Raw genomic sequence first — 21516 nt, 5'->3', positions numbered from 1 at the left:
AGACGTGAGCAACATCCCCGAGACCGGCCGCACCCGGCGGGTGACGATCCGTCTGGTGGTGCTGCAGATCCTGGTGCTGTCGCTGCTCGCCACCCTCGGCGGGCGGCTGTGGTACCTGCAGATCCGCAACGCCAAGGAGTACACGGCCAAGGCGACCGGCAACCACATCCGCGAGGTGGTCGAACCGGCCGTCCGCGGCGAGATCCTGGACGCCTCCGGGCGGGTGCTGGCCGGCAACGAGACCCGCCTGGTGGTCTCCGTCAGCCGCACCTCGCTGCTGCAGCAGAAGGACGGCGGCAAGGCGGTCCTGGCCCGGCTCGCCGAGGTGCTCGGGATGCCCGCCAAGGACGTCCAGGAGAAGGTCCGGCTCTGCGACGCCAAGACCCCGCAGCCCTGCTGGAACGGCTCGCCCTACCAGCCGATCCCGGTGACCAAGGACGCGACCACCCAGCAGGCGATGCAGATGATGGAGCGCCGCGAGGACTTCCCCGGGGTCACCGCGCAGCCCACCGCCGTACGCCGCTACACCGGCGCCGAGGGCGCCAACCTCGCCCAGGTGCTCGGCTACCTCTCGCCGGTCACCGACGAGGAGGTCAGCAAGACCGCCGACAGGAGCGGCCTGGACCGGTACCTGCCCGCCGACCAGATCGGCCGGGCCGGCCTGGAATCGGTGTACGACCGCGACCTGCGCGGCACCGCCGGCATCACCAAGCTGGAGGTGGACAACCTCGGCCGGGTGATCGGCACCGCCGGCACGGTCTCCCCGAAGACCGGCGACAACCTGGTCACCAGCATCGACGCCCGGGTGCAGAAGGTGGTCGAGGACAACCTCGTCCAGGCCATGAACGACGCCCGGAACACCTTCGACAAGGTCACCAACCGCAACTACGAGGCCGACTCCGGCGCCGCCGTGGTGATGGACGTGCACACCGGCCGGATCGTCGCGATGGCCAGCGCCCCGACCTACGACCCGAACCTCTGGGTGGGCGGCATCAGCGGCAAGGACTACCAGTCGCTGACCAGCAAGGAGTCCAACTTCCCGCTGCTCAACCGGGCCATACAGGGTCAGTCCGCCCCCGGCTCGACCTTCAAGGTCATCTCCACCACCGCCGCCGTGCAGGCCGGCTACTCCCTGGACGGCACCTACCCGTGCCCCAAGAGCCTGACCATCGGCGGCCGCGAGTTCAAGAACTTCGAGAGCGAGAACTTCGGCTCCATCACGCTGGAGAAGGCGCTGGAGGTCTCCTGCGACACCGTCTTCTACGGCCTGGCGAACGACCAGTGGCTGAAGGACGGCGGCATCAAGCCGAAGAAGGAGCCGGCCGACTGGTTCTTCAAGACCGCCCACGAGTTCGGCCTCGGCGCCAAGACCGGCATCGACCTGCCGTCCGAGGTGACCGGCCGGGTGCCGGACCGGCAGTGGAAGCAGTCCTTCTACGACAACAACAAGGACGCCTGGTGCGCCCAGGCGAAGAAGGGCGGCACCAGCTTCTCGGACCAGATCGCCCGGGAGAACTGCGTCGACGGCTACCAGATGCGCGCCGGTGACGCCGTCAACTTCGCGATCGGCCAGGGCGACACCCTCGTCACCCCGGTCCAGATGGCCCGGATCTACTCGGCGCTGGCCAACGGCGGCACCTTCTACCGGCCGACCATCGCCAAGGCGGTGATAAGCCCGGGCGGGGACCTCGTCCGCGAGATCGCCCCGCAGGCGGACGCCAAGTTCCCCGGCGACGAGAAGCTGCTGAGCTACATCAACCAGGCCACCGAGGGCGTCGTCAAGAGCGGCACCGCGGCCTGGAAGTTCGTCCAGGCCGGCTGGCCGCAGGACAAGATCGCGCTGCACGCCAAGACCGGCACCGCCGAGGTCGAGGGCAAGCAGACCACCTCCTGGCTGACCACGTACAGCAAGGACTACGCGGTCGTCATGACGATCAGCCAGGGCGGCACCGGCTCCGGCGGCTCCGGTGACGCCATCCGCCGGATCTACCAGGCGCTGTACGGCGTGGACGACAAGGGCAACATCGACAACGGCAAGGCGCTGCTGCCCGCCCCGCAGGCCGAGCTGCCGAAGTTCAACCCGGACGGCACGGCGATCATCAAGCCGGTCGGGTACTCCGGCGGCGGGGCGGCGGGCGTCGCTGGTGCCCCGGTCGCCCCGGCTGCCTCGGCGCAGGCGGCCCCGGCCCCCGCGTCGGCCTTCCTCGACGAGGCACCGCCGACCGACCATCCGGCGTCGTACACCGCGGCCGACGCCGCGCTCGAACCCGGCCGCGGCCCGGGAAGGGGACGGGCATGACCTCCTACGGCTCCTACCGGCAGCTGCGGCTGGCCCCGCAGCGCAGAGGGGTCCCCAAGACCCTCGCCAAGGACTCCCCGCTCTGGCGGCTGGACTGGATACTGCTGCTGGCCGCGCTCGCCCTCTCGGCGGGCAGCTCGCTGCTGGTCTGGTCGGCCACCCGCGGGCGCGACTCCCTCACCCACGGGGACCCGCAGTACTTCCTGTACCGGCACCTGACCAACTTCGTGGTCGGGCTGGTGCTGTGCTCCGTCGTGATAGCGATAGGGAGCCGGCGTTTCCGCACCCTGGTGCCGTTCCTGTACGTCGGCGTGATCGTGCTGCTGGCGGCGACGCTCAGCCCGCTGGGCTCGACCATCAACGGCGCGCACTCGTGGATCCAGCTCGGCGGCGGCTTCTCGATCCAGCCCGCCGAGTTCGCGAAGCTGGCGATCGTCCTGGCGATGGCGGTCGTGCTGTCCGACCAGGTGGACGCGGGGGAGCGGGAGTTCCCCTCGCACCGGGCCGTGTTCCGGGGCCTGGTCTGGGCCGGCCTGCCGATGGCCGTCGTGATGCTGATGCCGGACGCCGGCTCGGTGATGGTGATGGCCGCGATCGTGCTGGGCATCCTGCTCGGCTCCGGCGCGGCCAACCGCTGGGTCCTCGGACTGCTGATGGCGGGCGCCGCCGGCTGCGTGGCGATCTGGAAGTTCGGGCTGCTCAGCAAGTACCAGATCGACCGCTTCGCGGCCTTCGCCAACCCACAGCTGGACCCCAACGGCGTCGGCTACAACACCGCGCAGGCCCGGATCGCGATCGGCTCGGGCGGACTCACCGGCAAGGGCCTGTTCCACGGGACCCAGACCACCGGGCAGTTCGTGCCGGAGCAGCAGACCGACTTCGTGTTCACCGTCGCCGGCGAGGAACTGGGCTTCGTCGGAGCGCTGGCGATCATCCTGCTGGTCGGCGTGGTGCTGTGGCGGGCCTGCCGGATCGCCCGGCAGGCGACCGACCTCTACGGCACGATCGTGGCGGCCGGGATCGTCGCCTGGCTGTCCTTCCAGGCCTTCGAGAACATAGGGATGTGCCTGGGCATCATGCCGGTCGCCGGCATCCCGCTGCCGTTCGTCTCGTACGGCGGGTCGTCGATGTTCGCGAACTGGCTGGCGATCGGGCTGCTCCAGGCGGTGCGCAGCCAGCGGCCGATAGCGGCCTGAGCGGCCTGAGCGGCCTGAGCGGGTGCGCGGCGGGGCCGGTCCGGGGAATCCCGGACCGGCCCTTTCGCTTTCTCTCCATTGGAGTTGACGTATCGTCAGGTCAACTGGAGCAGGCAGTCGGCGGCCGCGAGGACGGCGCGGGTCTGGTGCGCCAACTGCTCCTGCACCGGCACCCAGCGGGCGCCGAAGCGGTTGCGCAGCCGGTCCAGACTGTCGGCCACGACACCCCGGGCGCGCTCCCGGGCGGCCTCCGCGCCAGGGCCGCGGGCGTCCGCGAGCAGCCGCAGCAGCACCGAAGCGACCCGCAGCGGCAACCGGGCCGCGACCAGCCCGACGGTGGTCACCCGCGAACAGGAGAGCGGCTCGGGGCTCCAGCGGTCCAGCCACTCCTGCGCCACCCGCGGCGCCACCGCCAGACTGAACTCGGCGGTGCGCACCAGCGGGCCGTACGCCTCGTGGCCGTGCGCGGGGACCCGGGCGAGCACCGCCCGCAGCTCCTCGGCGCGCGCGGTGAGGTCCCGGGCGGCGGCCGCGAGGGCCCGCGGCCCGGCCGGGTGGGGGCGGCCGTCGCCGACCGCGTCCACCGCCCACATCGGCACCTCCAGCACGGCCGTGACCGCCCCCTGCCGGGCGGCGTAGGACCAGGTCGACAGCTCCGGCTCGTCCGGCAGCGCCCGGGAGGCCTCCCGGCTGCCGGGCGCCGGCATCAGATACGTGCCGGGGGCGGGGCTGGCCCAGCCGATCGCGTCGTAGGAGTCCACGTCCAGCGGCAGGCCGGCCCGCTCGGCGGAGCGGGCGAACCGCTCGGCCAGACCGGGCACCGGGCCGGTGAGCTGCACGAAGGCGCCGCCGAAGTCCACCCCGTGCAGCGAGCACTGCAGGAACGGGCGCAGCTCGTCGATCAGGCCGGTCAGCGCCAGGCTCTCCGGCATCGGCGGGCGGCCGCCGCCGGGGGCGGGCAACAGCTCCGGCTGCTCCTCGAAGGAGGGCCGGAAGAAGTGCTCGTAGTGGCGGCCCATGGTGAGCGGGCCGTCCAGCCAGCCGGCGTTCAGCGCGGCGCCGTCCGGGTCGAGGCAGAGCAGCAGGTGCCAGGACAGCCCCGGACGGGCGGGGCGCTCCAGCAGCAGCTCGGCCAGCCGGACCGCCCCGGCGGTGCCGATCGGCTCGTTCGGATGCGGGCCGCCGACCACCAGCACGGCGCGCGGGCCGCGGTCCACGGAGAGCAGCAGCAGCGGGCGCCCGGCCCGGGAACGGCCCACCTCGCGCAGCCGGCAGCGGTCCGGGTGGCGCAGGGCGAGCCGTCGGGCCGCGCACTCGGCCTGGGCCGCCGTGGGGTAGCGGGCCGGACGGGAGTCGAGGGGCCGGAGGGGGCGGATCCGCCGACCGGTGTCGGTCATGGTTCTCCTTGCGCCGGTCGTACGGCCCGCCCGGCGGCCGGGCGCCCTCGGCCGGCGCGCGGGTGCGCCGCCGGGCACGGGGCGCGGGCGGGGGACGGGCACCGCGGGCCGGGGACGGCGGCCGGGCGGACACGGGACGGGCCTGGTGAGGGTGGACGGGGCCGTGCGGGCGTGGGGGAGGGAGAGGGGCAGCGCCGGGGGGAACTCCGGCGAGGGCCCGAGCGTACGACCCAACTCCCTTGTCCGGAAGGGGTCCAGATGGGCCAGGCGGAGCCGTGCCCCTGGCGGGGAGCTGCCCTTGGCGGAGCCGTGCCCTGGCGCGGCCCTGCCCTTGGCGGAGCCCTGTCAGTACCGCACGGGCCGTCCGGGCGTGTCAACGGCGGACGGCGCCGGGCGGCGGGCGCGCACTGCGCGTACCGGGGCGGGCACCGAGCGGTCGGGTCGCGCCGGAGCGCGGTGGGCCCGCGCCCGGGGGCAGACGGTCCGATCCCCGGATTGGGCTACCCTTGAGGGTCACCCCTCCCGTGCCGACTCGCGGCACCGAATCACGTCGTAAGGGTTCCTAGTACATGACTGTCGAATCGGTCTTCCCACGCCTGGAGGCCCTCCTCCCGCACGTCCAGAAGCCGATCCAGTACGTCGGCGGCGAGCTCAACTCGACCGTCAAGGACTGGGACGCCTGCGACGTCCGTTGGGCACTGATGTACCCCGACGCCTACGAGGTCGGCCTCCCCAACCAGGGCGTCATGATCCTCTACGAGGTGCTGAACGAGCGCGAGGGCGTGCTGGCCGAGCGCACCTACAGCGTCTGGCCGGACCTCGAGGCGCTGATGCGCGAGCACAAGGTCCCGCAGTTCACCGTCGACGCCCACCGCCCGGTGAAGGCCTTCGACGTGTTCGGCCTCTCGTTCTCCACCGAGCTCGGCTACACCAACATGCTGACCGCGCTCGACCTGGCCGGCATCCCGCTGGAGTCCAAGGACCGCACCGACGAGGACCCGATCGTCCTCGCCGGCGGCCACGCGGCCTTCAACCCGGAGCCGATCGCGGACTTCCTGGACGCGGCGGTCGTCGGCGACGGCGAGCAGGCCGTCCTCGACATGACCGAGATCATCCGCGCCTGGAAGGCCGAGGGCCGCCCCGGCGGGCGCGACGAGGTGCTGCTGCGCCTGGCCCGCACCGGCGGGTTCTACGTGCCGAAGTTCTACGACGTGGAGTACCTGGCCGACGGCCGGATCGGCCGCGTCGTGCCGAACGCCCCCGGCGTGCCGTGGCGGGTGTCCAAGCACACCGTGATGGACCTGGACGAGTGGCCCTACCCCAAGCAGCCGCTCGTCCCGCTCGCGGAGACCGTGCACGAGCGGATGTCCGTGGAGATCTTCCGCGGCTGCACCCGCGGCTGCCGCTTCTGCCAGGCCGGCATGATCACGCGCCCCGTGCGGGAGCGAAGCATCACCGGCATCGGCGAGATGGTCGAACGCGGGCTGAAGGCGACCGGCTTCGAGGAGGTCGGCCTGCTGTCGCTGTCCAGCGCCGACCACACCGAGATCGGCGACATCGCCAAGGGCCTGGCGGACCGCTACACCGAGGACAAGATCGGCCTGTCGCTGCCGTCCACCCGCGTCGACGCCTTCAACATCGACCTCGCCAACGAGCTGTCCCGCAACGGACGCCGCTCGGGCCTCACCTTCGCCCCCGAGGGCGGCAGCGAGCGCATGCGCAAGGTGATCAACAAGATGGTGTCGGAGGAGGACCTGATCCGCACCGTCGCCACCGCGTACGGCAACGGCTGGCGCCAGGTGAAGCTGTACTTCATGTGCGGCCTGCCGACCGAGACCGACGAGGACGTGCTCCAGATCGGCGAGATGGCGAAGAACGTCATCCAGAAGGGCCGCGAGGTCACCGGCCAGAACGACATCCGCTGCACCGTCTCCATCGGCGGGTTCGTGCCCAAGCCGCACACCCCGTTCCAGTGGGCCCCGCAGCTGTCCGCCGAGGCCACCGACGCCCGGCTGGCCAAGCTGCGCGACTCGATCCGCGGCGACCGCAAGTACGGCAAGAACATCGGCTACCGCTACCACGACGGCAAGCCCGGCATCATCGAGGGCCTGCTCTCCCGCGGCGACCGCCGGGTCGGCGCGGTCATCCGGGCCGTCTACGAGGACGGCGGCCGCTTCGACGGCTGGCGCGAGTACTTCTCGTACGACCGCTGGATCGCCTGCGCCGAGAAGGGCCTGGCCGGCACCGGCGTCGACGTCGACTGGTACACCACCCGCGAGCGCACCTACGAGGAGGTGCTGCCCTGGGACCACCTGGACAGCGGCCTCGACAAGGACTGGCTCTGGGAGGACTGGCAGGACGCGCTGGAGGAGGTCGAGGTCGACGACTGCCGCTGGACGCCGTGCTTCGACTGCGGCGTGTGCCCGCAGATGGACACCCACATCCAGATCGGTCCCACCGGTAAGAAGATGCTGCCGCTGACGGTCGTCAACAAGTAGCCGCGGGCGTCGGCGGTGGTCGTCGGCGAGTGACGGTTCCCACACCCTGGGCCCCGGTCGGAAGGTTCCGGCCGGGGCCCGGGGCGTGGCTGACCAGGGGCGGAGCGAGCGGGGCGGTGGGGCGCGTACCCTTTGAGGTGACAGAGTCCGGGCAGTGGCGGGAAGACGCCGCGCCGGACGGGGACAACTGACTAAGGACTGAGCGACCCTGGCACGCCGTACGCCCGACGGTCCGCCGCCCGCGCCGACGGTGCAGCGGATTCGTCTCCGCTACACCAAGCGCGGCCGGCTCCGCTTCACCAGCCACCGTGACTTCCAGCGCGCCTTCGAGCGCGCCCTGCGCCGGTCGGCCGTTCCGATGGCCTACTCGGCCGGCTTCACCCCGCACCCCAAGGTCTCCTACGCCAACGCCGCCCCGACCGGGGTGGCCAGCGAGGCGGAGTACCTGGAGATCGGCCTGGCCGCCGTCCGTGACCCGGAGCAGTTGCGGGCGCAGCTGGACGAGTCGCTGCCGAACGGCCTCGACGTGATCGACGCGGTCGAGGTGCGCACCCCGAACTTCGTGGAGCGCCTGGAGGCCTCCGAGTGGCTGGTCAGGCTCGACGGCGTGGAGCCGGACGAGGCGGCCGGCGCCGTGGCGCGTTTCCTGGCCGAGGAGCGGGTCGAGGTCGAACGTGTCACCAAGAACGGCGTGCGGGTATTCGACGCGCGCGGCGCGGTGGCGGCGCTCGACGTCCTCCCGCCCCAGGTCGACGGCGGTGCGGACACGGAGGCCGGAACGGACCGCGATGTTCGGACCGGCCGTCCCTGTGCGATACTGCGCCTGGTAGTACGACACGCCACACCCGCCGTACGACCCGACGACGTATTGTCCGGTCTCCGTGCGACGGCCGACCTGGCGCCGCCGGTCCCCGCAGAGGTGACCAGGCTGGCGCAGGGGCCGCTCGACGAGGGGACCGGCACGGTGACCGACCCGCTGGCGCTCGACCGCGCCGCGGCCCCGGCCGGCTCGGAGCCGGACGCCGGGCCGCGCGCTACCGCGCCCGCCTAGCGGGCGGAGGCCGGGTCCAGTGCCTCACTGGACCCGATGGTCCTCCAGGGTTCCCGCGGCTCCCCAGGGGAGCGAGCGTCGTCGCAGCACAGGCCTGTCACCCGGGGCCTGCCGGCCAGGACGGCCGGTGGGCCCGGGGCCCCGTCCGGGAGCCACCCGGGGTTGGGGGACGGCGCAGCTTGGGAAAACCTCAGAAGACTGGTCAGACCAGAAGACTTTCGACACCCCGCCGAGCGCGGGGCGCCGAGCGAGACTACGAGCCCCTGTGCGGCCTCGCGTCCGCACGGCGGCACCGTGAACGGGTCCGGCCCGAGCATCCTCGAGATGCCGGCCACCCGCAGGTGCCGTGCCGTGCCCGGATGCGGAGCCCGGGGGCCTGACGGGAGATCCACCCGCATGCTCGATAACACCGATCCGCAGCAGACCGCGGCCACGGAACCGAACGAAACCACCGCGACCGGCGGTGAGGGCGCGTCCGCCGCGCCGCCGCGCCGTCGTCGCCGCGCGGTCTCCCGCCCGGCGGGCACCCCCCAGGGTGCGGCCGTCGAGGCGGCCGAGACCGTGGTGCCGGCCGAGGCGCCGACGACCGAGGCCGCTCCGGCCCCGGCTGCCGAGAAGCCGGCCGCCGAGCCGGCCGCCGAGAAGCCGGTCCGGGCCCGCCGGACCCGCAAGCGCGCCGAGGCCCCGGCCGGGACGCCCGAGGCGGCGCCGGCCGAGGCCGCCCCCGTCGCCGAGAAGCCCGCTGAGCCGATCGCCGCTCCGGCTGCCGAGCCGGTGGCCGAGAAGCCCGCCCGGGCCCGCCGCGCCCGCAAGCGCGCCGAGGCTCCGGCCGGTGCGCCCGCCGCCGAGGCCGAGGCGCCCGTGGTCGAGGCCACGGTCGTCGAGACCCCCGCGCCCGCCGCCGCCCCCGTCGCCGAGCCGGCGGCCGAGGAGGCCCCCGCCGCTCCGGCCCGTCGCCCCCGCCGCCGTCGCGTGGTCGAGGCCGCGCCGGTCGTCGAGGCCCCGGTCGAGGAGCCGGCCGCCGAGGAGCCGCAGGCCGAGGAGCCGGCCGTCGCCGAGGAGCCCGAGGAGGAGGCCGCCCCGGCCGCCGCCGCTCCGGCCCCCGCTCCGGTCGCCGAGGCCGAGCCGCCGCACCGGACGCGCCGCCGCGCCGTCCGCCCGGCCACCGCCGTCTTCCAGGCCCCGGTCTTCCAGGAGCCCGCCCCCTACGTCGCGCCGGCCGCGGCCGCGCAGCCCGCCGTCGCCGCCCCGGCCCCGGCGCAGGCTCCGGTGCAGGCCGAGGCCCCGGCGCAGGCCGAGTCCACCGAGGACGACGAGTTCGAGTACAGCGGCGTCGGCCGCCGCCGCCGGGTCCGCACCCGGGTCGAGCCGACCCGCCGCAAGGGCGCCGGCCGGTCGGCCGCCGCCAAGCCCGTCGCCGCCAAGCCGGTCGTCGAGGCGCCGGTCGTCGTCGAGGCCCCGGTCGAGGTGCCCGTCGTCGAGGCGCCCGTCGTGGAGGCCCCCGTCGCCGGTCCGGAGGCCGAGGACGAGTGGGAGGACGGCCGTCCGTCGCGCCGTCGCCGCCGGGGTGGCCGTCGCCGCCGTCGCGGTGAGGCCGAGGAGTTCGACGCCGCTGAGGCCGTCGAGACCGAGCAGCCCGTCGCCGAGGAGCCGGCCGCGGCCGTCCTCGACGAGGACGAGGACGACGACGACCTGGCCGCCGGCCTGTCCTCGTCGCGCCGTCGCCGTCGCCGTCGCCGCCGCAGCGGTGAGGCCGGCGCCGTCGAGACCGCCGAGACCACCGAGGACGGCGTCCGCACGGTGGTGAAGGTGCGCGAGCCGCGCCGCCGCTCCACCGAGCCGTCCTTCGACCCGGACGAGGTGCAGTCCATCAAGGGCTCGACCCGTCTGGAGGCGAAGAAGCAGCGCCGCCGCGAGGGCCGCGAGCTGGGCCGCCGCCGGGTGCCGATCATCACCGAGGCCGAGTTCCTGGCCCGCCGGGAGTCGGTCGAGCGCGTCATGGTGGTGCGCCAGAACGGCCTGCGGACCCAGATCGGCGTCCTCGAGGACGGCGTCCTGGTCGAGCACTACGTCAACAAGGAGCAGGCCACCTCGTACGTCGGCAACGTCTACCTGGGCAAGGTCCAGAACGTGCTGCCGTCGATGGAGGCCGCCTTCGTCGACATCGGCAAGGGCCGCAACGCGGTGCTGTACGCCGGTGAGGTCAACTTCGGTGCGCTGGGCCACGGCGGTCCGCGCCGGATCGAGTCGGTGCTGAAGTCCGGCCAGTCCGTGCTGGTGCAGGTCTCCAAGGACCCGATCGGCCACAAGGGCGCCCGCCTGACCAGCCAGATCTCGCTGCCCGGCCGCTACCTGGTCTACGTGCCCGAGGGCTCGATGACCGGCATCTCGCGCAAGCTGCCCGAGAACGAGCGCGCCCGTCTGAAGCAGATCCTCAAGAAGATCGTCCCGGACGACGCGGGCGTCATCGTGCGCACCGCCGCCGAGGGCGCCTCCGAGGAGGAGCTGACCCGCGACGTCCAGCGGCTGCAGCAGCAGTGGGAGGACATCCGCAAGAAGGCCGCCACCGGCAACGCCCCGGCGCTGCTGTACGGCGAGCCGGACATGACCGTCCGGGTCGTCCGCGACATCTTCAACGAGGACTTCACCAAGGTCATCGTCTCCGGCGACGAGGCGTGGAAGACCATCCACGAGTACGTCTCCAACGTGGCCCCGGACCTCGCCGAGCGCCTCCAGCGGTGGACCTCCGAGGTGGACGTGTTCGCCACCTACCGGATCGACGAGCAGCTGATGAAGGCGCTGGACCGCAAGGTCTGGCTGCCCAGCGGCGGTTCGCTGGTGATCGACCGCACCGAGGCGATGGTCGTCATCGACGTCAACACCGGGAAGTTCGTCGGCCAGGGCGGCAACCTGGAGGAGACGGTCACCCGCAACAACATCGAGGCGGCCGAGGAGATCGTGCGCCAGCTGCGGCTGCGCGACCTCGGCGGCATCATCGTGATCGACTTCATCGACATGGTGCTGGAGTCCAACCGCGACCTGGTGCTGCGCCGTCTGCTGGAGTGCCTGGGCCGGGACCGGACCAAGCACCAGGTGGCCGAGGTCACCTCGCTGGGCCTGGTCCAGATGACCCGCAAGCGGGTCGGCCAGGGCCTGCTGGAGTCCTTCTCCGAGGCCTGCGTGCACTGCAACGGCCGCGGTGTCATCGTCCACATGGAGCAGCCGAGCGCCCACGTGCACGCCCCGTCCGTCCCGGCGGGCGAGGCCGTCGGCGGCAAGCGCCGTCGTCGGGGCAAGGGCGGCGCGGGCCAGGAGGAGCCGCAGGCCGTCGAGGCCGCGGTGGCCGTCGTGACCGAGCCGGCGGCCGTGGAGGCCGTCGTCGAGCCGGCCGAGCCGGTGCGCGAGGAGATCGAGGGCCAGCTGGCTCTGGAGGTCCCGGGCGTCGAGGCCGTGGAGGTCGTGGAGGCCGTCGCGCAGGCTCCGGTCGTCGAGGCCCCGGCCGTCGCGGAGCCCGCGCCGGCCGCTCCGGCGGGCCGTCAGCGCCGCCGCGCGGTGCGTAAGGCGACGGCTCCGGCCGGTTCGCCGGGCACCGCCGAGATCGTGGTGCTCCAGGCGAAGGCCGAGGCGGCGCTGGAGGCGGCCCTGGAGGCCGCTGCCCCGGCCGTCGCGGAGGCCGCCGCCCAGGCCGTCGCCGAGGCGCCGGGTGAGCCCGTCGTGGTCGCGGAGGCCGTGGCCGTCGAGACCCCGGCCGCGGAGGCCGCCGAGGCTCCCGCCGCCGAGGCTCCCGCCGCAGAGGAGGCGCCGGCGCCGAAGAAGCGGGCCGCTCGCAAGACCGCCGCGAAGAAGACCGCCGCCAAGAAGACGACCACGGCGGCCAAGAAGACCACCGCCCGCAAGACCGCTACCAAGCGGACGAGCGCGGCGGCCAAGAAGGCCGCGGCCGCCGAGGGTGATACGACGGCCGAGTAGTGCCCACGCCCGGGGCGGGAGCCACTTCCGCCCCGGGCCGTGCGGGCCGGTTTGCCCCCCGGGCGGCCGGTCCGTATTCTTGACCACTGGCGTGTCTACGCCATGCTCCCGAGCACATCACCTTCCCGAGGTCACCGCGTTCGCGCGGCGAGTGAGGGAAGAGGCTCCTGTGTCCGTACCCAGGTGGCTGGCGTCGGGGGTTCCGACCGAGCAAGGAAAGCAGGTACCGCATGTACGCGATCGTTCGCGCAGGCGGCCGCCAGCACAAGGTCGCCGTGGGCGACGTGCTGGAGATCGACCGTATCGAGGCCAAGCCGGGTGACTCGGTCGAGCTCTCGACCCTCCTCGTCGTCGACGGTGACGCTGTCACCTCCGACCCGTGGGTCCTGGCCGGCGTGAAGGCTCACGCCGAGGTGGTCGACCAGACCAAGGGTGACAAGATCGTCATCCTGCGTTACAAGAACAAGACCGGCTACCGCCGCCGTCAGGGCCACCGCCAGCAGCACACCGCGGTGCGCATCACCAGCATCGACTCGGTCAGCAAGTAAGGGGATAGCGAGATATGGCACACAAGAAGGGCGCAAGCTCTACCCGTAACGGCCGTGACTCGAACGCCCAGCGCCTCGGCGTGAAGCGCTTCGGCGGCCAGGTCGTCTCGGCCGGCGAGATCCTCGTCCGCCAGCGTGGCACCCACTTCCACCCGGGTGCGGGCGTCGGTCGCGGTGGCGACGACACCCTGTTCGCGCTGACCGCCGGTGCCGTGCAGTTCGGCAACCGTCGTGGCCGCAAGGTCGTCAACATCGTGGCCGTCGAGGCCTGAGTCCCCGCGGACTCCCGAGTCGTGTGACGACTCACAGTGAGGGGTGGGCCGGAATTCTCCGGTCCACCCTTCACGCTTTACGCAGGTAGCAAGCAGACTCTCGCGCACTGGAGGCACACCCATGACCACCTTCGTGGACCGCGTCGAACTTCACGTCGCCGCGGGTAACGGGGGCCACGGCTGCGCCTCCGTGCACCGCGAGAAGTTCAAGCCGCTCGGCGGCCCGGACGGCGGCAACGGTGGGGAGGGCGGCAGCGTCATCCTCACCGTGGACTCGCAGGTCACCACCCTGCTCGAGTACCACCACTCGCCCAAGCGCAAGGCCACCAACGGCAAGCCCGGCGCCGGCGGCAACCGCACCGGCGCGGACGGCGGCGACCTCGTCCTGATCGTGCCGGACGGCACCGTGGTGCTGGACCGCGCCGGCAACGTGCTGGCCGACCTGGTCGGGCACGGCACCAGCTTCGTCGCCGCCCAGGGCGGCCGCGGCGGCCTCGGCAACGCCGCGCTGGCCTCGGCCCGCCGCAAGGCGCCCGGCTTCGCGCTGCTCGGCGAGCCCGGCGAGGCCCGCGACATCGTGATGGAGCTCAAGTCCGTCGCCGACGTGGCCCTGGTGGGCTACCCGAGCGCCGGCAAGTCCTCGCTGATCTCGGTGCTCTCCGCCGCCAAGCCGAAGATCGCGGACTACCCGTTCACCACCCTGATCCCCAACCTGGGCGTGGTCACCGCGGGCGACACCGTCTACACCATCGCCGATGTCCCCGGCCTGATCCCGGGCGCCAGCCAGGGCCGTGGCCTGGGCCTGGAGTTCCTGCGGCACGTCGAGCGCTGTTCGGTGCTGGTGCACGTGCTGGACTGCGCCACCCTGGAGCCCGGCCGCGACCCGCTGACCGACCTGGAGACCATCGAGGCCGAGCTCTCCGAGTACGGCGGCCTGGACGACCGCCCGCGCCTGGTCGCGCTCAACAAGATCGACGTGCCGGACGGCCAGGACATCGCCGACCTCACCCGCGCCTCCCTGGAGGAGCGCGGCTACCGGGTGTTCGAGGTCTCCGCCGCCTCCCGCAAGGGCCTGCGCGAGCTGAGCTTCGCGCTGGCCGGGATCGTCGGCGAGGCGCGCGCCGCCAAGCCGGCCGAGGAGTCCACCCGGATCGTGCTGCGGCCCAAGGCCGTCGACGACGAGGGCTTCACCATCACCGAGGAGGACGGCGCCTTCCGCATCCGCGGCGTCAAGCCGGAGCGCTGGGTCCGCCAGACCGACTTCTCCAACGACGAGGCCGTCGGCTACCTCGCCGACCGGCTGGCCCGTCTCGGTGTCGAGGAGAAGCTCTGGAAGGTCGGGGCGCACGAGGGCGACACCGTCATCATCGGCCCGGACGAGAACGCCGTCGTCTTCGACTGGGAGCCGACCATGGCCGCCGGCGCCGAGATGCTCGGCCGCCGCGGTGAGGACCACCGGATGGAGACCCAGCGCCCGGCGGTCGACCGCCGCCGCGAGAAGCAGAAGGGCCGGGACGCGGCCGAGGCCGAGTTCCTCGCCTTCGAGGCGCTGTCCAGCGGCCGCCAGGCCGCCATCGAGGGCGACGACGACGAGGACTGAGCGCGCTCGGACCGGGTCCGCTGGATCCGGAGCCCGCTGACGCGAACAGCTCCGGTGTGACGAACGGCCCCCGCCACCTCGACAGGTGGCGGGGGCCGTTCGTCGTGCTCAGGGGTGACCGGGCATCACTTGGTCCAGGCGGCCTGGACCTTGCTGATGTCGGTCGAGTCGCCGTAGCCGACCATCACCGGGGTGGCGCCGGCCTGGAAGCTGACGATGTCGCAGCCCTTGAACTCGACGCCCTTGGTGGCACCCGAGAAGCTCGGGGTGTTGCACTTGGCGACCGGGTTGGCGGCCGAGTTGGCGAACATCCCGAGGTTGCCGGCGGCGTCGTAGACCTTGAACTTGGAGTTCGGGGCGGCGAAGGTCAGCTTCGCGTCCGACATGTTCTTCATGGTCCAGCTGACGTAGAACAGCGCACGGCCGTCCAGACCCGCGGTGGAGGCCTTGGCGTCCTGGAGGTCCTTGACGGAGCCCGGGACGACACCGGTGACGGTGATCTCCAGCTTGGCGGCGGCGTTGAAGGTCTTGTCGGCGAAGTCCACGGTGGCGGGCTGGCCGAACTTCACCGAGGTGCCGGCCTGCGGCAGCTTGCCGCCGCCCGCACCGCCGCCCGCGGCGCCGGCCGTACCGGCACCGCCCGTGGCACCGGGGGTGGCCGTGCCTCCAGTGGCCCCGCCCGTGGCGGCGCCGCCCGTCGCGCCCCCGGTGGCCCCGCCCGTCGGGGCGGCGGTCGAACCGCCGGCCGCGCCCCCCGCGGTGGCGCCCGGGCCGCCGGTGGTCGGGGCGGGAGCGGCGCCGGTGGCGCCACCGGTCCCGGCCGGGGTGTCCGCGTTGTCCGGGCCGCAGGCCGCGAGGGACAGGGCGGTGGCCGCCGCCAGGGCGGCGACGGTCAGCTTGGTGGTGTACGAACGCATGATGCGCTTTTCTCCCGGGCGCGCGGCCGCGAACCGTTGCCGGCCTGCCCAGTGCGGCGCCGCCCTCTCGTGACAGGAAGGGTCGAAGACGAAATGGGTCCAGCGGGCAAGAAGCCGTCCCCCGATCTGGCTTTCGGTCAGGGACCATACCAGCCATCCGGATTGCCGTACGGGCTGTGGCACGTCCGTGACCAGGTCGGGTCCAGCCGGTGAAACGACCGCGGGGGACCTGCGCGAATCGCGTAGATTTCGGGGGTGACGGCCGGGCCAGGGTCCGCCGTACCCGCACCACACCGGAAGGGCGTACAGCGAGATGAGCCAGGACTCTCTGCGGGAGGAGGTGCTGACCGCACGGCGGATCGTGGTCAAGGTCGGCTCCTCCTCACTCACCACGGCGGCCGGCGGCCTGGACGCCGACCGCGTCGACGCCCTGGTGGACGCGCTCGCCAAGGTGCGCAGCCGCCCCGACGCCCCGGAGGTCGTCCTCGTCTCCTCCGGTGCCATCGCCGCCGGACTCGCCCCGCTCGGCCTCGACAAGCGGCCCAAGGACCTGGCCCGCCAGCAGGCCGCCGCCAGCGTCGGCCAGGGCCTGCTCGTCGCCCGGTACACCGCCTCCTTCGCCCGGTACGGCATCCGGGTCGGCCAGGTGCTGCTCACCGCCGAGGACGCCAGCCGCCGCGCCCACTACCGCAACGCCTACCGCACCCTGGACCAGCTGCTGGCGATGGGCGCGATGCCGGTCGTCAACGAGAACGACACCGTCGCCACCGCCGAAATCAAGTTCGGCGACAACGACCGGCTCGCCGCCCTGGTCGCCCACCTCGTCCGGGCCGACCTGCTGGTGCTGCTCTCCGACGTCGACGGCCTGTACGACGGCGACCCCTCCCGGCCCGGCACCAGCCGGATCGCCCGGGTCGGCGGCCCGCACGACCTCGACGGCATCGAGATCGGCAGCGCCGGCAAGGCCGGGGTCGGCACCGGCGGCATGGTCACCAAGGTCGAGGCGGCCCGGATCGCCACCGGCGCCGGCATCCCCGTGGTGCTCACCGCCGCCAGCCACGCCGCCGACGCGCTGGCCGGCCGCCCCACCGGCACCCTCTTCCTGCGCACCGGCGCCCGCACCTCCGACCGGATGCTCTGGCTGGCCCACGCCAGCAGCCCGCGCGGCGCCCTGCACCTGGACGCGGGCGCCGTCGACGCGGTCGTCTCCGGCGGTGCCTCGCTGCTGCCGGCCGGGGTCACCAAGGTCGACGGGGAGTTCGCCGCGGGTGATCCGGTGGACCTTCTTGGTGAAAACGGCCACATCGTGGCTCGCGGACTGGTCAACTTTGATGCGAGGGAGTTGCCCCGCCTGCTCGGCCGGTCCACCCGCGACCTGGCCCAGGAGTTCGGCGCCGCGTACGAGCGCGAGGTCGTCCACCGCGACGACCTGGTCGTTCTGCGCGGCTGACCGACCCGGGGCCTGTCTCTTGGGTTTCGTCGGATCAGGCCGCGGCGTCAGGGTGCGTGCATCGCAAGGCGGAGGAGGGAGTCCATGCGGAGCATCGGCGACCGACGACAACGCGGCGAGGTGCGTGCCCTGGCGTCGCGGGCCCGGCAAGGACCCGAGAGACAGGCCCCAGGGGCCGGCACCGGCCGCCGGCCGAGCGGCGCAGCGCGGACGGCGGGCCGCTCCGTACCCGGAGCGGCCCGGCCACGGGCGAGGAGGGGCGCAGCCGGACCGGTCGGCCGAGGGCCGGCGGGGCCGGTGGGGACGACACGAGATCGCCGAACAGGAGGCCGCCGGTGGAACGCAGGCGCGAGGCAGCGCTGACCGGAGGGACGGCGGGCCGGCGGCTGACCAGCATCGACGGCGGACGCGGGGACGGCCCCGCCGAGCCGGCCGGTCCGCCGCCCCAGGGACCGGGCGGGACGCGCAGGCCACGGCCCCAGCGCGCCGACGCGGCGGACCCGCCCACCGTGCCCGAGCAGGCACGGCTGTGGCACGTGGTGCTGAGCGTGGCCGGGCAGGTCACCCCGCTGTCCGCGCTGCGCGCCTCACTGGAACGGCTGGCGCACGACCACTCGTTCTTCCTGACCGCCCGCTACGCGGCCGACCACGCCGAGATCCGGTACTGGGAACAGGCCCGGGACCTGCACGACGCGGCGGCCATAGCGCTGCGGCTCTGGGGCGAGCACAAGGTCACCGCCAAGCTGCCGCCGTGGGAGATCGTCGGGCTGGAGGTGGTCGACCGGGCGACGTACCACAAGCGGGTGGCGGAGGGCTTCGGCGATCCGCCGCCGCACCTGGGCGGGGTGCACCCGTACTGAGGCGGGGCGCACCCGTACCGCGCGGGGTGCGTCGTTCTGAGGGGTGCGCCCGGACGTGCGCCCGGACGTGCGCCCGGACGGTGTCTCACCGGGCGAAATAGGGGATCGGCGGGGCGGGCGCAGTCGCTACCCTTGGCGGCATGACCAGCGACCTCGCCACCGCCGACAGCCCCGTCCTCGCCGTAGCGCGCCGAGCCCGGGAGGCCGCCGCCGCGCTCGCCCCGCTGCCGCGCAAGGCGAAGGACGCCGCGCTGGTGGCGATCGCGGACGCGCTGGTGGCCCGCAGTGCCGAGATCGTCGCGGCCAACGCCGAGGACGTCGCCCGGGCCCGGGAGGCCGGGACGGCCGAGTCGGTGATCGACCGGCTGACGCTGACCGACGAGCGGGTCGCCGCGATCGCCTCCGACGTGCGCGACGTGGCCGGCCTGCCCGACCCGGTCGGCGAGGTGGTGCGCGGCTACACCCTGCCGAACGGCCTGGACGTGCGGCAGGTGCGGGTGCCGCTCGGCGTGGTCGGGATCATCTACGAGGCCCGCCCGAACGTCACCGCCGACGCCGCCGCGCTCTGCCTCAAGTCCGGCAACGCGGTGCTGCTGCGCGGCTCGGCCTCGGCCTACCGCTCCAACACCGCGCTGGTCGCCGTCCTGCGGGACGCCGTCGTCGCGGCCGGGCTGCCCGCCGACGTGATCCAGCTGGTGCCGGGGGAGAGCCGGGAGTCCGTGCAGGAGCTGATGCGCGCCCGCGGCCTCGTCGACGTGCTGATCCCGCGCGGCGGCGCCTCGCTGATCCGCACCGTCGTCGAGGGCTCGACCGTCCCGGTGATCGAGACCGGCACCGGCAACTGCCACGTGTACGTGGACGCCGAGACCGACCTCGCGATGGCCGTCGGCATCCTGCTGAACTCCAAGGCGCAGCGGGTCAGCGTCTGCAACGCGGCCGAGACGCTGCTGGTCCACCAGGACGTCGCGGACGCCTTCCTGCCGCTCGCGCTGGCCGCCCTGGCCGGGGCCGGGGTGACCGTGCACGGCGACGAGGCGGTGCTCAAGGCCGCCGAGGGCGGCCCGGCCACCGTGCTGCCCGCGACCGACGAGGACTGGGGCGCCGAGTACCTCTCGCTGGACCTGGCCGCGGCCGTGGTGCCCTCGCTGGAGGCCGCCGTCGCGCACATCCGCCGCTGGTCCTCCGGCCACACCGAGGCGATCGTCACCACCTCGCAGGCCGCCGCCCGCCGCTTCACCCAACTGGTCGACTCGACCACGGTGGCCGTCAACGCCTCCACCCGGTTCACCGACGGCGGCGAGTTCGGCTTCGGCGCGGAGATCGGCATCTCCACCCAGAAGCTGCACGCCCGCGGCCCGATGGGCCTGCCGGAGCTGACCAGCACCAAGTACATCGTCACCGGTGACGGGCACGTGCGGGGCGAGGCGACGCAGACCGTCGGTGGCACCCAGGACGCCCGCTGAGCCGTCGCCGCGGGCCGTCCGTCACACGTGTGACGGACCAACTGCCGGGAGCCACAGACAAAACGCCCGACCGGTAATACGCTGAATCCGTGGCTGAGGATGTGGGGGGCTTGCCGTACCCCGACGGCGCCGACCACGGTGGTGCGGACGACGAGTTCGCCACCGTGGTCTTCGATGAGGCCTTCGTCCGGTCCGCCGCCGTGCACGAGCCGACCGCCAAGGAGCGGCAACTCGCCGCCGCCGAGGCCCGGTTCGAGTCGGACAGCGCGGGCCCGGGCTGGAGCTATGACGTCTCGGCCGGTGACGGGCTGCCGCTGGAGCTGCGCCCGTACCCGACCGGACTCGACGCGGACCACCTCTACCCCGACCCCTGGTCGGGACCGGGCCGGGCGGTCGACCGACCCGGCCGACGCCGGTGGCGGCGCGGCTACGACCCGGTGCGCGCCCGCGGCCGGTACGTGGCCCAGCAGCGCTGGCACCGGCCGGTGGCCTGGGTGCTCGCCGTGATCATGGGCGTGAGCCTGGTCGCGGTGGCGGTCGCGGCGATCTCCCAGGGCGTGGGCGGCTCCTCGGGCACGTCGCGCAGACCGGAGTCCGGCAGCAGCAGCGCCGGGGTGGACCAGCGTCCCGTCCCGGCCGAGCCGCCGCTGGTGGTCACCGCACCCGCCGGCTAGACCGGCCCGGACCGGCCCCGGACCGGCCCCGGACCGGCTGCGGCTGCCCCGGGTGCCGCCGGTCGGGTGGCAGTCGGAGGGCGGTCGGGCGGCGGTGCGGTGCGGGCCCCCGGCGGGTGGTCACGGAGCGTCCCCGGGAATCTGTGCGAGGACCCTCGTGGCGGCGCGGGTGTCCGCCTACCCTGGTGTTATGGGTGACCCGCGAGAGCCTCCTGAGGGTCCGCCCGAGGGCGGTTCCGGCAACGAGGACGAATTCCGGTCCGTCGTGTTCGACGAATCGTTCGTCCGGGCTGCCCGGATCCAGGAGCTGTCCGCCCGGGAGCGGCTGGCGGGCTCCTTCGGCAAGGCGACCCGGCAGCGGGTACGGCTCGGCCCGCTGGGCAGCGTCCCGCGCCAGGCGCTCGCCCTGCTGCTGCTCATCCTGTTCGCCTTCGGGGCCGCGGTGTACTTCGGGATCAGCTCGCCGAAGGGGATCCCGGCCCGGCCCGAAGGAAGCCAACTGACCGTCAGTCTGGTCGCGTTGAGCCCGGCTTCGGCCGTCCGCCCGGTCGCCGACCCGGCGAACCCCTTCGCCGCCCTGCCACCCGGGTACGGGGACGGCACGCTCGGGCTGAACACCCCGACCGGGGCGGCCACCGAGCACTTCGGCCGGGTCGAGGTGACCAAGGCGCTCGACACCGTCCAGCGCTACCTGGTCGCCTCCTCGCTGGCCCCGACCGCCCTGGTCCGGGGCGCCACCGCGGACGTCCGGGCCTTCGTCACGCCCGGTGAGCAGGCGGAGTTCGACGCGGGCGTGACCCAGCCGGTGGACGACCGGCACCACGCGGTGACCGGCTGGCTGGTCCGCTTCGACCCGGCCCAGGTCGCGCTGGCCTCGGACACCGTCAAGGTGGCCGGCGCGATGAGGATCGACGAGGCGGACAGCGGGACGCTGCAGATCACCACCGACCACACCTTCGTCTACGCGCTGAAGCCGGCCGGAGCCCCGGCCGGAGCGCCGGTCACCCTGGAGACCGTGCGGCGGCAGCTGACCTTCCAGTTCGACCGGGTCGACCTGGCCTCGGCGCAGCTGCGGCTGGTGGACTCGGTGCTGCAGGCCGGGCCGGAGCCCTGCGGCACCTCGATGGCGGGCTTCCTGCAGCCGGTGCTGGCCACCGCGCAGGGCACCGTGGTCGCGCCGCCGACGGCGGTCGACCCCGGCAACCACGCCCGGCCCGGGTGGCAGGTGTGCGGGGTGCTGGCGGGGAGCTGAGGGCCGGGGCCGCCGCGCCGGCGGAGGTTGAGGGGGCTCGGACGACTCGGATGGCTGGGTGGCCGGACGG

At 73.7% G+C, this 21516-nt stretch carries 15 protein-coding genes; 13 read left to right on the top strand and 2 right to left on the bottom strand.

Features of this window, described 5'->3' with window-relative positions; genetic code table 11:
- The first annotated feature begins 4 nt into the window (after positions 1-4).
- Entirely contained in the window at positions 5-2299 is a 2295-nt protein-coding gene (mrdA, locus tag IE332_RS32960) for a penicillin-binding protein 2 (protein WP_189923693.1), read from the top strand.
- Positions 2296-3495, top strand: coding sequence for a rod shape-determining protein RodA (gene rodA, locus IE332_RS32955; protein WP_189923691.1), 1200 nt, complete (start codon positions 2296-2298; stop codon positions 3493-3495). Before mrdA ends, rodA begins: the two co-directional genes overlap by 4 nt.
- Positions 3496-3590: 95 nt before the next feature.
- Here the strand turns inward: rodA and IE332_RS32950 are convergent, their stop codons facing one another.
- Entirely contained in the window at positions 3591-4892 is a 1302-nt protein-coding gene (locus tag IE332_RS32950) for a M14 family zinc carboxypeptidase (protein ID WP_189923689.1), read from the bottom strand.
- 569 nt (positions 4893-5461) lie between these two features.
- Between IE332_RS32950 and IE332_RS32945 the strand changes: the two genes are divergently transcribed.
- The 6 genes from IE332_RS32945 (at position 5462) to obgE (ending at position 14830) form a co-directional block, all read left to right on the top strand.
- Positions 5462-7390, top strand: coding sequence for a TIGR03960 family B12-binding radical SAM protein (locus tag IE332_RS32945; protein WP_189923687.1), 1929 nt, complete (start codon positions 5462-5464; stop codon positions 7388-7390).
- A 250-nt stretch (positions 7391-7640) separates the two neighbouring features.
- Positions 7641-8441 (top strand): TIGR03936 family radical SAM-associated protein, encoded by an 801-nt coding sequence (locus IE332_RS32940; protein WP_189923685.1) that lies wholly within the window; start codon positions 7641-7643, stop codon positions 8439-8441.
- Between the two features lie 396 nt (positions 8442-8837).
- The gene (locus IE332_RS32935; protein WP_189923683.1) at positions 8838-12410 is read left to right on the top strand and encodes an Rne/Rng family ribonuclease; all 3573 of its coding nucleotides are present in this window, start codon (positions 8838-8840) and stop codon (positions 12408-12410) included.
- 230 nt (positions 12411-12640) lie between these two features.
- Positions 12641-12958, top strand: coding sequence for a 50S ribosomal protein L21 (gene rplU, locus IE332_RS32930; RefSeq protein ID WP_189923681.1), 318 nt, complete (start codon positions 12641-12643; stop codon positions 12956-12958).
- A 14-nt stretch (positions 12959-12972) separates the two neighbouring features.
- Positions 12973-13230 carry a 50S ribosomal protein L27 gene (gene rpmA / locus IE332_RS32925; protein WP_030058248.1) on the top strand — a complete coding sequence of 86 codons (258 nt, stop codon included), beginning with the start codon at positions 12973-12975 and terminating at the stop codon, positions 13228-13230.
- A 121-nt stretch (positions 13231-13351) separates the two neighbouring features.
- Positions 13352-14830: a GTPase ObgE gene (gene obgE / locus IE332_RS32920; RefSeq protein ID WP_189923679.1), complete on the top strand. Its 1479-nt coding sequence runs from the start codon at positions 13352-13354 to the stop codon at positions 14828-14830.
- Positions 14831-14955: 125 nt separating this feature from the next.
- Here the strand turns inward: obgE and IE332_RS32915 are convergent, their stop codons facing one another.
- On the bottom strand, positions 14956-15747 hold the full coding sequence (locus IE332_RS32915; protein WP_189923677.1) for a hypothetical protein: 792 nt from the start codon (positions 15745-15747) through the stop codon (positions 14956-14958).
- 313 nt (positions 15748-16060) lie between these two features.
- Here IE332_RS32915 and proB point away from each other — a divergent pair, with 313 nt between their 5' ends.
- The 5 genes from proB (at position 16061) to IE332_RS32890 (ending at position 21446) form a co-directional block, all read left to right on the top strand.
- Positions 16061-17197 (top strand): glutamate 5-kinase, encoded by a 1137-nt coding sequence (gene proB / locus IE332_RS32910; protein ID WP_229929096.1) that lies wholly within the window; start codon positions 16061-16063, stop codon positions 17195-17197.
- A 335-nt stretch (positions 17198-17532) separates the two neighbouring features.
- Complete coding sequence (locus tag IE332_RS32905; protein ID WP_189923675.1) at positions 17533-18057, top strand: DUF8830 family protein; 525 nt, start codon at positions 17533-17535, stop codon at positions 18055-18057.
- 140 nt (positions 18058-18197) lie between these two features.
- Positions 18198-19520 carry a glutamate-5-semialdehyde dehydrogenase gene (locus tag IE332_RS32900; RefSeq protein WP_189923673.1) on the top strand — a complete coding sequence of 441 codons (1323 nt, stop codon included), beginning with the start codon at positions 18198-18200 and terminating at the stop codon, positions 19518-19520.
- Positions 19521-19621: 101 nt separating this feature from the next.
- Entirely contained in the window at positions 19622-20194 is a 573-nt protein-coding gene (locus IE332_RS32895) for an SCO2584 family spore wall biosynthesis protein (RefSeq protein ID WP_229929100.1), read from the top strand.
- Positions 20195-20384: 190 nt separating this feature from the next.
- Complete coding sequence (locus IE332_RS32890; protein WP_189923669.1) at positions 20385-21446, top strand: SCO2583 family membrane protein; 1062 nt, start codon at positions 20385-20387, stop codon at positions 21444-21446.
- Positions 21447-21516 lie beyond the last annotated feature (70 nt).

The organism is Kitasatospora xanthocidica (genome assembly GCF_014656195.1).
GTDB lineage: Bacteria > Actinomycetota > Actinomycetes > Streptomycetales > Streptomycetaceae > Kitasatospora > Kitasatospora xanthocidica.
This window is presented reverse-complemented; position numbering and strand designations above follow the sequence as displayed.

Bases quoted from the DNA above. Each gene is read 5' to 3' on its own strand.
- rodA (WP_189923691.1), top strand. From the start codon at position 2,296: ATGACCTCCTACGGCTCCTACCGGCAGCTGCGGCTGGCCCCGCAGCGC.
- IE332_RS32950 (WP_189923689.1), bottom strand. From the start codon at position 4,892: ATGACCGACACCGGTCGGCGGATCCGCCCCCTCCGGCCCCTCGACTCC.
- IE332_RS32945 (WP_189923687.1), top strand. From the start codon at position 5,462: ATGACTGTCGAATCGGTCTTCCCACGCCTGGAGGCCCTCCTCCCGCAC.
- IE332_RS32935 (WP_189923683.1), top strand. From the start codon at position 8,838: ATGCTCGATAACACCGATCCGCAGCAGACCGCGGCCACGGAACCGAAC.
- rplU (WP_189923681.1), top strand. From the start codon at position 12,641: ATGTACGCGATCGTTCGCGCAGGCGGCCGCCAGCACAAGGTCGCCGTG.
- rpmA (WP_030058248.1), top strand. From the start codon at position 12,973: ATGGCACACAAGAAGGGCGCAAGCTCTACCCGTAACGGCCGTGACTCG.
- obgE (WP_189923679.1), top strand. From the start codon at position 13,352: ATGACCACCTTCGTGGACCGCGTCGAACTTCACGTCGCCGCGGGTAAC.
- IE332_RS32915 (WP_189923677.1), bottom strand. From the start codon at position 15,747: ATGCGTTCGTACACCACCAAGCTGACCGTCGCCGCCCTGGCGGCGGCC.
- proB (WP_229929096.1), top strand. From the start codon at position 16,061: ATGAGCCAGGACTCTCTGCGGGAGGAGGTGCTGACCGCACGGCGGATC.
- IE332_RS32900 (WP_189923673.1), top strand. From the start codon at position 18,198: ATGACCAGCGACCTCGCCACCGCCGACAGCCCCGTCCTCGCCGTAGCG.
- IE332_RS32890 (WP_189923669.1), top strand. From the start codon at position 20,385: ATGGGTGACCCGCGAGAGCCTCCTGAGGGTCCGCCCGAGGGCGGTTCC.